The following is a 12,913-nucleotide window of genomic DNA, read 5'->3' on the forward strand; positions in this document are numbered from 1 at the left end:
GGTGACTAGTCGCCGTTAGGGTTGTGGTCGTGGCGCGCATTGCTTACCTCGGCCCGGAAGGGACCTTCACCGAGGCTGCCCTGCTGCAGATGTCTGCCGCGGGCCTGTTTGCCGAAGCTGGGCCAGACTCGGTGCAGCGGTTGCCGATCGAGAGCACGCCGGCCGCGCTGGACGCCGTCCGTTACGGCCACGCCGACTACGCGTGCGTGCCGATCGAAAACTCCATCGACGGATCGGTGATGCCCACACTGGACAACCTGGCCATCGGGTCGCCGCTGCAAGTGTTCGCCGAAACCACGCTTGACGTGGCCTTTAGCATCGTCGTCAAATCCGGGCGCAGCGCCGCTGACGTACGCACGCTGGCAGCCTTTCCGGTGGCGGCGGCTCAGGTGCGGCAATGGCTGGAAGCTCATCTGCCCGGCGCCGAGCTGCGGCCTGCCTACTCCAACGCCGACGCGGCACGGCAGGTAGCTAAGGGCCAAGTCGACGCCGCGGTCACCTCACCACTGGCCGCCACCCACTACCGGCTGACGGAGTTGGCGAGCGGTGTCGTCGACGAATCCAACGCCCGCACCCGCTTCGTCCTGGTGGGCCTGCCGGGGCCACCGCCGGCCCGCACCGGAGCCGATCGCACCGCGGCGGTGTTGCGGATCGACAATGTCCCAGGCGCACTACTGACCGCGCTCGCCGAATTCGGCATCCGCGGTATTGACCTTACCCGGATCGAATCCAGGCCCACCCGCACCGAACTCGGCACCTATCTGTTCTTCGTGGACTGCGTGGGACACATCGACGACGGCGCGGTCGCCGAGGCACTCATGGCGCTGCACCGTCGTTGCAACGACGTGCGATACCTCGGGTCCTGGCCGGCGGAATTGTCCACCGGAGCCCAGCCGCCGCCGGTCGACGAGGCGGCGAGTTGGCTGGAGGGGTTGCGCGCAGGCAACTCCGAGCATGACCGTGGCGCGGGGTCCGGACCATGAGCGGCCGCTTGGTGCTGCTGCGGCACGGCCAGTCCTACGGCAACGTCGACCGCAGGCTGGACACTCGCCCGCCGGGAACCTCGCTGACGCCGTTGGGCCGCGATCAGGCCTTGGCGTTCGCCCTGGGTTTCGGGCGACCGGCCATGCTCGCGCATTCGGTGGCGGTCAGGGCGTCGGAAACGGCGGCAGTGATCGGCGAGCATCTGGACGTGACGGCCCAACAGTTCGAGGGCATCCACGAGGTGCAGGTCGGAAATCTGGAAAACCGCAACGACGACGACGCGGTCGCCGAATTCAATGCCGTCTACGAGCGCTGGCATCACGGTGAGCTCGATGTGCCGCTACCCGGCGGCGAGACTGGCAACGACGTGCTGGACCGCTACCTGCCGGTGATCACCGACCTGCGGCTGCGCTATCTCGACGACCACGACTGGAACGGCGACATCGTCGTCGTCAGCCACGGCGCGGTGATCCGACTGGCCTCGGCGGTAATGGCCGGAGTGGACTCCAACTTTGCGCTGGACAACCATCTCGGGAACGCGGAGTCGGTGGTGCTGTCGCCGATCACCGACGGGCGGTGGAGTTGTGTGCGGTGGGGATCGCTGTCGCCGCCGTTCTACCCGAAGCCCGACTCCAGCCCGGTCGCCGACGCGGTGGCATCCAGCAGCGACCCGATGGGCTGATTCAGACCGCCGCCGCGATCGATTCGACCGCGCATGCGCAGCCGATGGCGTCGCAGTCCACGACGAAGCAATGCGGCAACAGCTCGGGGCTCACGCAGCCCGGCTCGGTGCACTCCGACCGGCCCAGTAGTCGGCCCACTGAATGACGGATAAGGGTGCCGTGGCAATGGTCCAAGCCCGCCCGGCAATCGCGGCAGCCCATGCTCATAAGAGCGTTCATAGCATTGGCGTCGGACAAATCCGGGATGCCGCGCCCGACTGCGCCGGTTAACCCCAGCCCAACTCGTCCAGCCGGTCGTCGTCGATGCCGAAATGGTGTGCGATCTCGTGGATCACGGTGATCGCCACCTGCTCGACGACCTGGTCATCGGAATCGCACACGTCCAGCAGCGCCTCGCGGTAGATCGTGATCGCGTCCGGCAGCGCTCCGGCGTAGTCCGAGTCGCGCTCGGTCAACGCGACCCCTTCGTAGAGCCCCAGCAGGTCGTCCTCCTCTGGGTGGCGGTCGGCGACCAGCACGACGACGTTGTCCATGGCATCGGTCAACTCAGCCGGGATCAGATCGAGTGCGTCGGAGACCAGTTCGTCGAACCGCTGCGGGTCCATCCGCACGGCCACGCCGCTACCCCGGCGGGGGCTCAGCGGGGGCGGCCGGCGCCGGGCCTTCCGGTGCCTGCGGGGCTGGCGGTGCTCCGCCCTCGGCCGGTGGCGGAGCCTCCTGAGCCCGAGAAGACGGCGGCGGCGCCTGCGGTGCCGGCGCTTGAGACGGCGTCACCGCCGGTTGGCCCGGCAGGTGCTGATTGCCCGGCGGCGTCGTCTGCGCCGGCGCACTGGGCTGCTGTTGGGGGGCCGGCGCCGGCGGGGCCACGGGCGGCAGGGTGAGCCGTTCGTCGGGAATGTCTGGCGGTGGTACCGGGGCCTGGCCGTTGATCAACAACGCGCCCTTGGCGCTATTGAGCAAGGTCGCCCAACCGCCGTTGCCCAGGGTCGCGCCGATGCTGCACGCCACCTCGCGGCTACCCGCCGCCCAACTGGGCATCGACACGGTGGGATAGATCAGCGTCAGGGTGGTGGTGCGCAGCTTGATGGGCGCAAGGTAGGCGTCCGTCATCTTGGTGCAGGAGTCCTTGATGAACCCGTCCTGGTCGGCCTCAGTCGGCAGGGCGTTGGGGAACTTCGTGCCCAGGTTGACCGTGCCGGTGACCTCCATCGCGTGGGGCGCGGCGCAGTCGACCGCAACGTCGATCGGCTGGTTGGCCGCGGGGTCGATGCCCAGGCAGGTGCCGGCCGGCCACACCTTGGACTGGTCGATGTCGGCGACCTTGCCCTTGTAGGCGACCTGTTGGTTATTGGGACCGGGCAACTGCAGGCCGCACAGAATGCGGCGGTCGCCGGACTGGCGCCACGCCCGGTCACCGGACCACAGCAGGCTCACGGTGAACTTACTGTTGGGATCGAATTTGGGTCCGAGGTAGTTGCGCACCGCCGCCTCGCACTGCTCCTGCGTGATCTGCTGAATCCGGGCGGGCGACGGCGGAGCGGCGGTGGGCCCGTACTCCGAGCCGGGGAAGGTCCGCATGTCGACGGACTCGGCGACCTCGAAGCGGTGGTCGTCGGCGCAGTTGACGATCGCGGCGGAATCCGGCGCGCCGTCCGGCCACATCAGGCAGCTGCCACTGCTGGCGCGGCTGAATGTGGGATTGCTCCGGGTACCGGTGCTGGGCACCGGATTGTTGTCCGAATAGCCCGTCAGCCGGCCCGAGGTGGCGACGGAAGGAATCGCGGTGACCAGCCCGGCGATCAGCAGGGCGCCGAGCGCGGTGAGAAGCAGCGCCCGCCTGGTCGCCGTCGGAGCCAAAGCGCGCGGCCAGCGGAACCCGGCCAGCGGTTGCTCCGGCTCTTCGGTGGGCGGGCTGGCCGAGTCGACTTCGTCCTCGGTCGTGTTCGACATCCGCTCCATTCTGACAGGGGGCGTCAAACCACGTTACAAACGTTACAGATGTGATGCCTTACGCCGTGCCCGGCGGGATGCTGTAGCCGGTCACCGCGCGGGCAAAAGTAATCTTGCGGCCGTGATCGACCTGAAGTTGCTCCGGGAAGACCCCGACGCCGTACGCCGCTCCCAACTCAGCCGCGGCGAAGACCCGTCGTTGGTGGACGCGCTGCTGACGGCCGACTCCACCCGTCGGGCCGCGATTTCGACAGCCGACGCGCTGCGCGGCGAACAAAAAGCAGCCAGCAAGAGCGTGGGTGCCGCATCGGCTGAGGAGCGCCCCGCGCTGCTGCACCGCGCCAAGGAACTAGCCGCGCAGGTCAAAGCCGCAGAAACCGCCCAAGCCGAAGCCGGGACGGCGTTCACGGCGGCACATATGGCGATCTCGAACGTCGTCCTGGACGGGGTACCGGCCGGTGGGGAGGACGACTACGCGGTGCTCGACATCGTCGGCGAAACACCGCAATTGCAAGACCCGAAGGATCACCTGGAGCTCGGCGAATCGCTGGGTCTGATCGACATGCAGCGCGGTGCGAAGGTGTCCGGCTCGCGGTTCTACTTTCTGACCGGCCGGGGCGCGCTGCTGCAGCTGGGCCTGCTGCAGCTGGCGCTGCGGCTGGCCGTCTCGAACCGTTTCGTCCCGATGATCCCGCCGGTGCTGGTGCGCCCGGAGGTGATGTCGGGCACCGGGTTCCTGGGCGCACACGCCGAGGAGGTGTACCGGGTGGAAGCCGACGACCTCTACCTGGTGGGTACGTCCGAGGTGCCGCTGGCCGGCTACCACTCCGACGAAATCCTCGATCTCTCCGGCGGGCCGCTGCGGTACGCGGGCTGGTCGTCGTGTTTCCGCCGCGAGGCCGGCAGCTACGGCAAGGACACCCGCGGCATCATCCGGGTGCATCAGTTCGACAAGGTGGAGGGGTTCGTTTACTGCGAGCCCGCCCAGGCTGAGGTCGAACACCAGCGACTGCTGGGCTGGCAGCGGGAGATGCTCGCGCTCATCGACGTGCCGTATCGGGTAATCGACGTCGCCGCAGGCGATCTCGGCTCATCGGCTGCCCGCAAATTCGATTGCGAGGCGTGGATTCCGACGCAAAGGACCTACCGCGAGCTGACGTCGACGTCGAACTGCACCACCTTTCAGGCGCGTCGCCTGGCGACGCGCTACCGGGACGCCAACGGCAAGCCGCAGACCGCGGCCACGCTCAACGGCACGCTGGGCACCACCCGCTGGCTGGTGTCGATCCTGGAGAACCACCAGCAACCCGACGGCAGCGTTCGGGTGCCGGCCGCTCTGGTGCCGTTCGTCGGTACCGAACTGCTGGAGCCTGCTTAAAGGGTCGACCCTGCGCCGACCGGGATGTTGTGCACTTCGGTCGACACGTGAGTCACATCAGCCACAGCAATCCCTACGATGCTTGGCCAGTGGTTTTACAACTCGATATCGCCGGTGATATCGGATTGAAGACCGCAACATGGCCGGCTTTTCTGGTACTCGAGTGACAGACGTTACGAGATCAGCCAGTGCCCGTAACTGACCTCCCGAGGAAGGCCATCAGCCGGGTTGTCGGCGAGGAGCCCGTCGGCGCCTGTTGGGCTGGCCCAAAGCCGCCCGGGCGCCGCAGCACGGCTTCCGGCACCGACTCCACAAGCCCTTGGCATAGCGCGAGGAGGTCGTCGGGCAGTTCGACCAACTGACCTTGCGAGCGGTGCACGTCCCAGCTGTGCAAGGTCAAATCCGAAACCGGGTACAGGAGCGCTCGCCGCAGCGGAACCTCACCCTCCGGGGAGGTTCGCATCGCCTCTAAGTCGGCTGCGGGTAGAGCATCTCGTAATCGAGTCGCCAGCTCGCGCAGCCGGCCCACCGGGTCGTCGCAAATCCAGTCGGCAGGCTGGGATGGGCCCTCCCAGAGCTGTCCGTCTTCGACGAGCGTGACGATCTTCGCGGCGCTGCCGGTTGCGTGTCCGACAAGGTCACGCAAGCTCCACTCGTCTAGGTTCGACGGGTCGTCCCAGCTTCCGGGCGGAATCGTGCTGACCGCGTCGATCAGCAGGTCAGTCGCCTCGACGGCCATCGAGCCAATCCTTGCAGTCGTGCCGTTGTTCATGACCGAATCGTAGGGACTAGGAGTGACATAAATCGGTCTCAGGAAACGCGACCGATCAGATCGTGTCCGGATGTATGTTTCAGCAGCCGGTAGCTGCTCGAAGTGTCCGAGAAGCCTGGTGCACCCGTGCCGGAGAAAAGCGAGTGATCCGGCGACGCAACGCGGCGCGCGGCAGCGTATGGATGTTGTCGAAATTGACCACGCAATCGCTTGGTACGCCGTCGTCGGCGCGGTAAGTTCCAGCTCGGATGCCAGTGCTCGACGGGTGCGGGTCAATGCGGCTACGACGACGGCGCCGATTCGGTCAGCAACCGGATCTCTCGTGAGAATGAGCACGAGCCGGTCGCCGCCGGGTGTCGCGGCGAACCAAAGTTCACCGCGCCGCATCGGCCCAGTCAGCCCAGTCCTCGGCAGGGCCCCAATCGGCGATCTCGGCGAGGGCCGCGGCCGCAGTCGCTTGGTTACCGAGCCACTGAGCGGCAGGGGACTTGCTCGGCTCAGGCGTCCACCCTCGGCACCTCCGACGCACCGGCTTGGGCGTGCCGGTGTTGGCGTTCGATGGTGGCGAAGTAGAAGGCAAACGCGAAGGCGAAGCTGGTGAACAGGCTGGAGACAAAATACAGCCAGGGGCGCCGTAGCCCGCGCCGGTAGCCGTCCACGATGGTAAACAGCGGCAGCAGAATGACGTTCGCGATCGTGTAGTCCTGGCTGGCCGAACCGGCCGCCGGGTTGGTAAACATCAGTCGGATGTAGTCCGCCCAGCTGCCGGGGCCCCAGATCGGGTTGGTCGACCCGTGGGAGTATTCCCGCACGAAGCGGATGTTGAAGTACCAGCCCAGCCCGATCGAGGCGATGCCGACGACGTAATACACGCATTCCAACGGCGAAAACGCCGGTCCGTTGGCCGGTTTGGCGAAGACCTGAGGATTCGACTTGACGATGAGGCCGATGACAGTAAGCCCAAGGACTGCGTGGACGAGAAGTGAGACCATGGCCGCAGTCTCACTCGCGGCTTGAAGTTTTGTCAATATTGACACAATATTTCTTGCTACCTTACTAACCATGGTCAGGCCCGCGCAGACCGCGCGCAGCGAACGCACCCGCGAGGCGTTGCGGCAGGCGGCGGTGGTGCGATTCCTGGCTCAGGGCGTGGAGGACACCTCCGCCGAGCAGATCGCGGCGGACGCCGGAGTCTCACTGCGAACCTTCTATCGCCACTTCACTTCAAAGCACGATCTGCTGTTTGCCGACTACACCGGATTGAACTGGTTCCGCGCCGCACTGGAGGCCAGACCCGCCGATGAATCCGTCATCGACTCCGTGCAGTCGGCCATCTTCGCATTTCCATATGACGTTGAGGCCGTTACGAAAATCGCCGCCCTAAGGGGTGGCGAGCTCGACCCGGGCCGCATCGTCCGTCACATCCGGGACGTCCAAGCTGACCTCGCCGAGGCCATCGAGGCGCAACTGCGAAGGCGTAGCTGCAAAGAAGGGCACACACCGGATGCTCCGCTGCGAATCACGGTGACGGCCCGCTGTATTGCAGCCGCGGTATTCGGAGCGATGGAAGCTTGGATGGTTGGCGACGATCGATCACTCGGAGAGCTGGCGCGGATGTCGCATGTGGCCCTCGAATCGCTGCGGCATGGCATCTCCGGAACCTGGGTCACCGCAGTTTCGTCATAATTGACAAAACTTTAGTCGCGTGCCAGCCTGCAGTTCGGGAGGTCACATGTCTGAATACGACGCGATCGTGATCGGCGCCGGTCACAACGGGCTGACCGCGGCGGTCCTACTGCAACAGGCAGGGCTGCGGACAGCATGCCTGGACGCCAAGCTCTACGCCGGCGGCATGGCCTCCACGGTGGAGTTGTTCGACGGGTACAAGTTCGAAATCGCGGGATCGGTGCAGTTCCCGACGTCGTCGGTGGTCATCGAAGCGCTGGAGCTGGACACGCTGCCGACAGTCGACTTAGAGGTGATGTCGATAGCGCTGCGCGGCGTCGGGGACGATCCGCTGGTCCAATACACCGACCCGATGAAGATGTTCAGCCACCTCAACGAGGTACACGGAGCGGACGCCGTCACCGGAATGGCCGGCCTACTGGCCTGGAGCCAGGCGCCGACGCGGGCGCTCGGCCGCTTCGAGTCCGCTACGCTGCCCAAGACCCTCGACGAGATGTATGCCTGCGCCACAAACGAATTCGAGCGGTCCGCTATCGACGACATGCTGTTCGGCTCGGTCACCGACGTATTGGACCGCTACTTCCCCGACCGCGAGAAGCATGCCGCCATCCGTGGCTCGATGACCGTGCTGGCCGTCAACACCATCTACCGCGGACCGGCGACACCGGGCAGTGCCGCCGCGCTCGCGTTCGGTCTCGGCATCCCCGACGGCGACTTCGTGCAGATGAAGAAACTTCGCGGCGGCATCGGCGCCCTCACCGCCCACCTGTGCCGACGGCTCGAGAGCGATGGCGGCGAAGTTCGGCTGCGCACCAAGGTGACCGAAATCCTCGTCGCCGACGGCAAAGTCAACGGAGTCCGCACCGAGACGGGGGAGACCCTGACCGCCCCGATCGTCGTCTCCGGCATTGCGCCGGACGTCACCCTCAACGACCTGATCGACCCGTCCGCGCTGCCCGCCGATGTCCGCGAACGGTATTCGCGTATCGACCACCGCGGCAGCTACCTGCAAATGCATTTCGCCCTGGACGAGCCGCCCGAGTTCGTCGCCCCCTATGAAACGCTCAACGATCCGTCCATGCAGGCATCGATCGGTATCTTCTGCACACCCGAAGAAGTCCAGCAGCAATGGGAGGATTGCCGCCGCGGCATCGTGCCGGCCGACCCGACGCTCGTGTTGCAGATCCCCTCGGTGCACGACCCGGATCTGGCTCCCGCGGGCAAGCATGCCGCGTCCGCGTTCGCAATGTGGTTCCCGATCGAAGGCGGCGCCGACTACGGGCAGGCGAAGGTGGAAATGGGGCAGCGGGTGATCGACAAAATCACCCGATTGGCACCGAATTTCGAGCGCAGCATCACCCGGCACACCACCTTCACGCCCAAGCACATGGGGGTGATGTTCGGAGCGCCGGGCGGCGACTACTGTCACGGGCTGCTGCATCCGGACCAGATCGGCCAGAATCGGGCCGGTCCAAAAGGATTTATCGGACAGCCGATCCCGGTCGACGGACTCTACCTGGGCAGTGCGGGATGCCACGGCGGGCCGGGGATCACCTTCATTCCCGGATACAACGCGGCCCGTCAAGTGCTCGCCGACCGCAGCGCATAGTTGGCGAATAATTTCGTATTGGGCTTGCTGAATCGCTAGCATTCTGGTCGTGGCGGGGCAGGCTGCGGGTGGATGAGGTCGCGTTTGGGCGTTATCGGCTGATCGATCTGATCGGCGAAGGCGGCATGGGCAAGGTATACAAAGCCCACGACACCATGATGCAGCGCAATGTGGCGATCAAGGTGCTGTCGCCCGAACTGGCGAGCGAACCGGGGTATGAGGAACGGTTCCGGCGGGAGGCATACACCGCCGCCCGGTTGACCGAGCCGCACATAATCCCGATCTATGAGGCCGGCGAAATCGACGGCCGGTTGTATCTGACGATGCCTGTCATCGACGGCATCGACGTGCACACCCTGTTGCGGCGGGAGGGCCCGATGAGCCCGCAACGGGCCGTACATGTGGTCGATCAACTGGCTGCGGCGGTGGATGCCGCCCATGAAGCCGGGCTGGTACACCGCGACATCAAACCGTCCAACGCGCTGATGGCCCGTCACGACTTCGTGTATTTGATCGACTTCGGTATTGCGCACGACGCCTCGGCCAGTCGGCTGACGAGCACCGGGATGATGGTCGGGACCATGGCCTACATGGCGCCGGAGCGGTTTATGACCGGCAGCGCCGACGGCCGCGCCGATGTGTACGCGCTGGCGTGTGTCTTCCATGAGTGCCTGACCGGCGCCACGCCGTATCCGGGCGACAGCATGGAACAGCAGATTGCCGGTCACCTGACGCTGGACCCGCCGCGGCCAAGCGAGCATCGACCCGAAATACCTGCCGGGTTTGATGACGCCATCGCCCGCGGCATGGCCAAAAGACCCGAGGAGCGTTATCAGAGCGGGCGTGAACTGGCCACCGCCCTGCACGGCGCCCTCACCAACGCGCCACGTCACATGCCGCATAGCGCACCAATTCGGCATAGCCCGCCCCAACCCGCACCGGGGTGGCAACGCCCCGAATCCCCGACTTTCGCTGCGGCTCAACCAGGCCCACCCAGCTGGCCGCCGCTCCCACCATCCCATTTGCCCGGCCAGCCGGGCGGCTGGCCGGGCCAGCGGCCACTGCCGCAACAGCCGGCCCCGCGAGCCGGCTCCAACCAACGTCTGGTGCTGGGCATGGTCGTCGTCGCCCTGATCGCGGTGGTCGCTCTGGTCGCCGCCGGCGTGTATCTCGCCAACAAATCGAGCAAGCCCGAAGCGACCGGCACCACCACCAGGTCGACCGGGACTTCTCCGACCTTCACCCCCACCACCACGACCGGCCCGCCGCTTGTCGCGGAGACCGCGCTGGACGGGCTGCTGCTCAGCCCTGACCAAATCGACACCGCGACGGGCGCCAGCGGGGTGACCATCGCGAATTCCAGTAGCGCGATGTACGACACGAGCACCGACGTTCCGGACAAGGCCTGTCTGCCCGCGGTGTTCCCGGCGGAAATAACCGCGTATAGCCGCGCGGGGTGGAGCGCCATGCGCTCACAGGAGCTGCACGAAAACGTCGCCAAATTTGCTCATCAGATCGTTCAGGCTGTGGTGTTGTTTTACAACGTCAAAGATGCGAACGCGTTCTTCACCGCCTCCATCCAACAGTGGCAGGCCTGTGCCAACCGAAAAGTCACCCGCACCGTGGCCGGCAAACCCGATTATGTGTACAGCGTGGGGGCCGTCTCCAACGCGAACGGCATGCTAACCACCACGAAAACCATCGGTGGCGGCAATCAGTCCTGGACGTGGGATTACTATGCCTGCCAGCGGGCGCTGACCGTGGCCAACAACGTCGTTATCGATATCAACCAGTGCAGCAAAAGCCCGTCCGATTCCGCGGTCACCATCGCCCGTCAGATCGCCGCCAAAGTAGCGGCCTGACACCCGTTGTGCACAGCTAACCGCGCTGATTCAGCAGCTCGTCCAGCAATGCGGTGAACTCGTCCGGGCGTTCCGGCGTGAAGGCGGGGCGCCACCGACTGCCCGGTACGTCCAGCGTGATCAACGTCGACCTGAACGGCCGGTGCACGTCCAGCGGCAGCCAGCGACGGAAATCCGAAGTCCCCCAGATGCGAAACCGCTGCACGAACAGGCCCAGCGACTCGGCCTGGTACCCGCGGATTGCGTCCAGCGAGATGAGTTTCGATGTACCGTCGGGAAAGTGGTAGCGGCGCAACGTGATCGCTTCGCGATCCAGTTGGACCAGCCCGTCGTCGTAAATCTCGGTCATAGTCGGGTGCTCCGTAGTTCATGGCCCCGCGATGTCAGGCAGCGGCCGTCATCCAGCCGCCACTGCCACCCATGCAGGTTGCAAGTCAGCGTATTGCCCTCCACCACGCCGAATTTCGACAGGTCGGCCTTGAGGTGGGGGCAACGCCGCTGAATCTCCCAGCCGTCCAGGGTGATCGATGCGGAGTCGTCGTGGGTCTCGGCAAACCAGCCGTCGGCGTAGGCGATCCGCTCGTCGGTCAGGCATTTGAAGAACGTGTACAGGTATTCGTTGTATCCGCCGACCCGCCAAGCCCGGAATCGGGTGGACAAGAAGATGGTGTTGACCCAGTCTGGTTCTTGATCGCGCAGCACGGTACGCACCAGTTCCGGCGCAATCGCAAACCCGTAGCGGACCTTTTCGTCGGGAATCCGTTCGCGCACCGCTCGTTTCGGGAAATCCAGGACGACTATTTCAGGTCCGATCACGAGTTCGACGGGGTAGCCGATGCCGTCGCATATCTCGTCGCTCTGCAGCATGATCGGCTCGAACAGCGCACGCAGCGGCTCCAGCAGCGGCTCACCGGTGGCAGGAGCCCAGCTCGCCCGCTCCGCCGCCAGCACGGGCGCCATCCGCTCGGCATAGTCGGCGATGTACGCCGACTTACCGGTAGTGAAGATGGCCTCAACCTGCTCGGCGGGCAGCGGATGACGCAGCGAATTCAATGTCGTACCAGTGAAGTCCGCGGTGGACCCGGGAACCAGCAGCAAGCCGCGGTCGTGGCCGTGGGTACGCATCTGGTCCAGAAACACCATTTGGTCGGGGAAGATGTTCGCCGGGTCACCGCTGTCGTCGTTCAGGTGGCGCAACTCCGGATCCAAAAAGCACGGCGGTCCGGCCGACGGCACCACCCAGGTCGCGCCCACCTGGGCGATGTACTGGCGAGCGCGGTCCATCTGGCGTTGCCGTTTCTGGGTGGCGAAAGCCTCCTTGGCGCGCGCCGGCATGTCGTAGACCATCGGGTACCAGATCGCGCCGGAGTACTGCAGCAGATGCACGTCGACGTGACCGAACTGCGACGTCAGCGGCTCCAAATCGACCGGGCGAGCGTCGTTCATGTTGAAAAGCGTTGTGGCGCCGTCGGAAACCACCAGCGCCGAGTCGCCGATCGGGCCGTCGGCGGGGGCGCGCAGCGCGATGACCATGACGTCGAGGTCACCCCTGGGCCCGCTGATCCGGTGCTTGACCGAGTCAGTGGTTTCAAAAAACCGGTGAAACCCTAACTTCTGCAGTGCGTTTCGCAGATCAGGCACCGGGTAGTCGGGCAGCAGCACCACCGCGTCCTTGTTGACGTGCGCGGCCAGCAACTTTGCGTCGAAATGATCCTTGTGCAGGTGGGAGACGTACAGGTAGTCGCAGTCTCCCAGGCGGTCCCAATCCAGCGTGCTGTTGTCTGGGAAGGGAAACCAGGAGGCGAAGTAAGCCGGATTGACCCAGGGGTCGCACAAGATGCTGCCCGCCTGGGTCTGGATCAGAAAGCCGGCGTGGCCGACGCTCGTGACCTGCACAAATACCTCTCTGGACCGTTTCCGGTCTGTGTTCGAGTCGCCATCGAGCTTAGCGTGAGGAGTCAGCCAACCCCGGCCTGTCGCAGCCTTCGG

The 12,913-nt window shown here is 65.5% G+C and carries 12 protein-coding genes and 3 pseudogenes; 6 read left to right on the forward strand and 9 right to left on the reverse strand.

Annotated features, from left to right (window positions below; genetic code table 11):
• The first annotated feature begins 29 nt into the window (after positions 1–29).
• On the forward strand, positions 30–983 hold the full coding sequence (pheA, locus tag AC5Y21_RS16355; protein ID WP_499913704.1) for a prephenate dehydratase: 954 nt from the start codon (positions 30–32) through the stop codon (positions 981–983).
• The gene (locus AC5Y21_RS16360; RefSeq protein WP_499913706.1) at positions 980–1,666 is read left to right on the forward strand and encodes a histidine phosphatase family protein; all 687 of its coding nucleotides are present in this window, start codon (positions 980–982) and stop codon (positions 1,664–1,666) included. The genes pheA and AC5Y21_RS16360 overlap by 4 nt, the downstream gene beginning before the upstream one ends.
• Before the next feature lies 1 nt (position 1,667).
• Here AC5Y21_RS16360 and AC5Y21_RS16365 read toward each other — a convergent pair whose 3' ends face one another.
• The 3 genes and pseudogenes from AC5Y21_RS16365 to AC5Y21_RS16375 form a co-directional block, all read right to left on the reverse strand.
• Positions 1,668–1,874: a hypothetical protein gene (locus AC5Y21_RS16365; protein ID WP_499913815.1), complete on the reverse strand. Its 207-nt coding sequence runs from the start codon at positions 1,872–1,874 to the stop codon at positions 1,668–1,670.
• A 6-nt stretch (positions 1,875–1,880) separates the two neighbouring features.
• Positions 1,881–2,284, reverse strand: a pseudogene (locus AC5Y21_RS16370) (metallopeptidase family protein); the annotation flags it as partial.
• Positions 2,285–2,288: 4 nt separating this feature from the next.
• Positions 2,289–3,626, reverse strand: a complete 1,338-nt coding sequence (locus tag AC5Y21_RS16375) for a septum formation family protein (protein WP_499913708.1) — start codon at positions 3,624–3,626, stop codon at positions 2,289–2,291.
• 112 nt (positions 3,627–3,738) lie between these two features.
• Here AC5Y21_RS16375 and serS point away from each other — a divergent pair, with 112 nt between their 5' ends.
• Positions 3,739–4,995, forward strand: coding sequence for a serine--tRNA ligase (gene serS, locus AC5Y21_RS16380; protein ID WP_499913710.1), 1,257 nt, complete (start codon positions 3,739–3,741; stop codon positions 4,993–4,995).
• A gap of 181 nt (positions 4,996–5,176) precedes the next feature.
• On the opposite strand, the gene AC5Y21_RS16385 is transcribed toward serS, so the two are convergent.
• From AC5Y21_RS16385 to AC5Y21_RS16400, 4 genes and pseudogenes are all read right to left on the reverse strand, one after another.
• A complete protein-coding gene (locus AC5Y21_RS16385; protein WP_499913712.1) occupies positions 5,177–5,767 on the reverse strand; it encodes a TIGR03086 family metal-binding protein in 591 nt (196 codons plus the stop codon).
• A gap of 79 nt (positions 5,768–5,846) precedes the next feature.
• Positions 5,847–6,154, reverse strand: a pseudogene (locus AC5Y21_RS16390) (type II toxin-antitoxin system PemK/MazF family toxin).
• Positions 6,141–6,209, reverse strand: a pseudogene (locus AC5Y21_RS16395) (antitoxin); the annotation flags it as partial. The pseudogenes AC5Y21_RS16395 and AC5Y21_RS16390, both read right to left, overlap by 14 nt.
• 55 nt (positions 6,210–6,264) lie before the next feature.
• Positions 6,265–6,759, reverse strand: a complete 495-nt coding sequence (locus tag AC5Y21_RS16400; RefSeq protein WP_499913714.1) for a DUF2834 domain-containing protein — start codon at positions 6,757–6,759, stop codon at positions 6,265–6,267.
• A 70-nt stretch (positions 6,760–6,829) separates the two neighbouring features.
• On the opposite strand from AC5Y21_RS16400, the gene AC5Y21_RS16405 reads away from it, so the two are divergent.
• The 3 genes from AC5Y21_RS16405 to AC5Y21_RS16415 all read left to right on the forward strand — a co-directional run bounded on the left by AC5Y21_RS16405 (position 6,830) and on the right by AC5Y21_RS16415 (position 10,924).
• A complete protein-coding gene (locus AC5Y21_RS16405) occupies positions 6,830–7,453 on the forward strand; it encodes a TetR/AcrR family transcriptional regulator (protein WP_499913716.1) in 624 nt (207 codons plus the stop codon).
• Between the two features lie 46 nt (positions 7,454–7,499).
• Positions 7,500–9,062, forward strand: coding sequence for a phytoene desaturase family protein (locus tag AC5Y21_RS16410; protein WP_499913718.1), 1,563 nt, complete (start codon positions 7,500–7,502; stop codon positions 9,060–9,062).
• A gap of 68 nt (positions 9,063–9,130) precedes the next feature.
• Positions 9,131–10,924: a serine/threonine-protein kinase PknH/PknJ gene (locus tag AC5Y21_RS16415; protein ID WP_499913720.1), complete on the forward strand. Its 1,794-nt coding sequence runs from the start codon at positions 9,131–9,133 to the stop codon at positions 10,922–10,924.
• 16 nt (positions 10,925–10,940) lie between these two features.
• On the opposite strand, the gene AC5Y21_RS16420 is transcribed toward AC5Y21_RS16415, so the two are convergent.
• Both AC5Y21_RS16420 and AC5Y21_RS16425 read right to left on the reverse strand, forming a co-directional pair.
• Positions 10,941–11,273, reverse strand: coding sequence for a hypothetical protein (locus AC5Y21_RS16420; RefSeq protein WP_499913723.1), 333 nt, complete (start codon positions 11,271–11,273; stop codon positions 10,941–10,943).
• Positions 11,270–12,820 carry a Rieske 2Fe-2S domain-containing protein gene (locus tag AC5Y21_RS16425; protein ID WP_499913725.1) on the reverse strand — a complete coding sequence of 517 codons (1,551 nt, stop codon included), beginning with the start codon at positions 12,818–12,820 and terminating at the stop codon, positions 11,270–11,272. Before AC5Y21_RS16425 ends, AC5Y21_RS16420 begins: the two co-directional genes overlap by 4 nt.
• Positions 12,821–12,913: the final 93 nt, after the last annotated feature.

Source organism: Mycobacterium sp. NGS41 (assembly GCF_059812725.1).

Excerpts from the sequence above, each read along its gene's own strand:
- AC5Y21_RS16385 (WP_499913712.1), bottom strand. The coding sequence starts at position 5,767 with ATGAACAACGGCACGACTGCAAGGATTGGCTCGATGGCCGTCGAGGCG.
- AC5Y21_RS16365 (WP_499913815.1), bottom strand. The coding sequence starts at position 1,874 with ATGAGCATGGGCTGCCGCGATTGCCGGGCGGGCTTGGACCATTGCCAC.
- AC5Y21_RS16400 (WP_499913714.1), bottom strand. The coding sequence starts at position 6,759 with ATGGTCTCACTTCTCGTCCACGCAGTCCTTGGGCTTACTGTCATCGGC.
- AC5Y21_RS16360 (WP_499913706.1), top strand. The coding sequence starts at position 980 with ATGAGCGGCCGCTTGGTGCTGCTGCGGCACGGCCAGTCCTACGGCAAC.
- AC5Y21_RS16410 (WP_499913718.1), top strand. The coding sequence starts at position 7,500 with ATGTCTGAATACGACGCGATCGTGATCGGCGCCGGTCACAACGGGCTG.
- AC5Y21_RS16375 (WP_499913708.1), bottom strand. The coding sequence starts at position 3,626 with ATGGAGCGGATGTCGAACACGACCGAGGACGAAGTCGACTCGGCCAGC.
- AC5Y21_RS16405 (WP_499913716.1), top strand. The coding sequence starts at position 6,830 with ATGGTCAGGCCCGCGCAGACCGCGCGCAGCGAACGCACCCGCGAGGCG.
- AC5Y21_RS16420 (WP_499913723.1), bottom strand. The coding sequence starts at position 11,273 with ATGACCGAGATTTACGACGACGGGCTGGTCCAACTGGATCGCGAAGCG.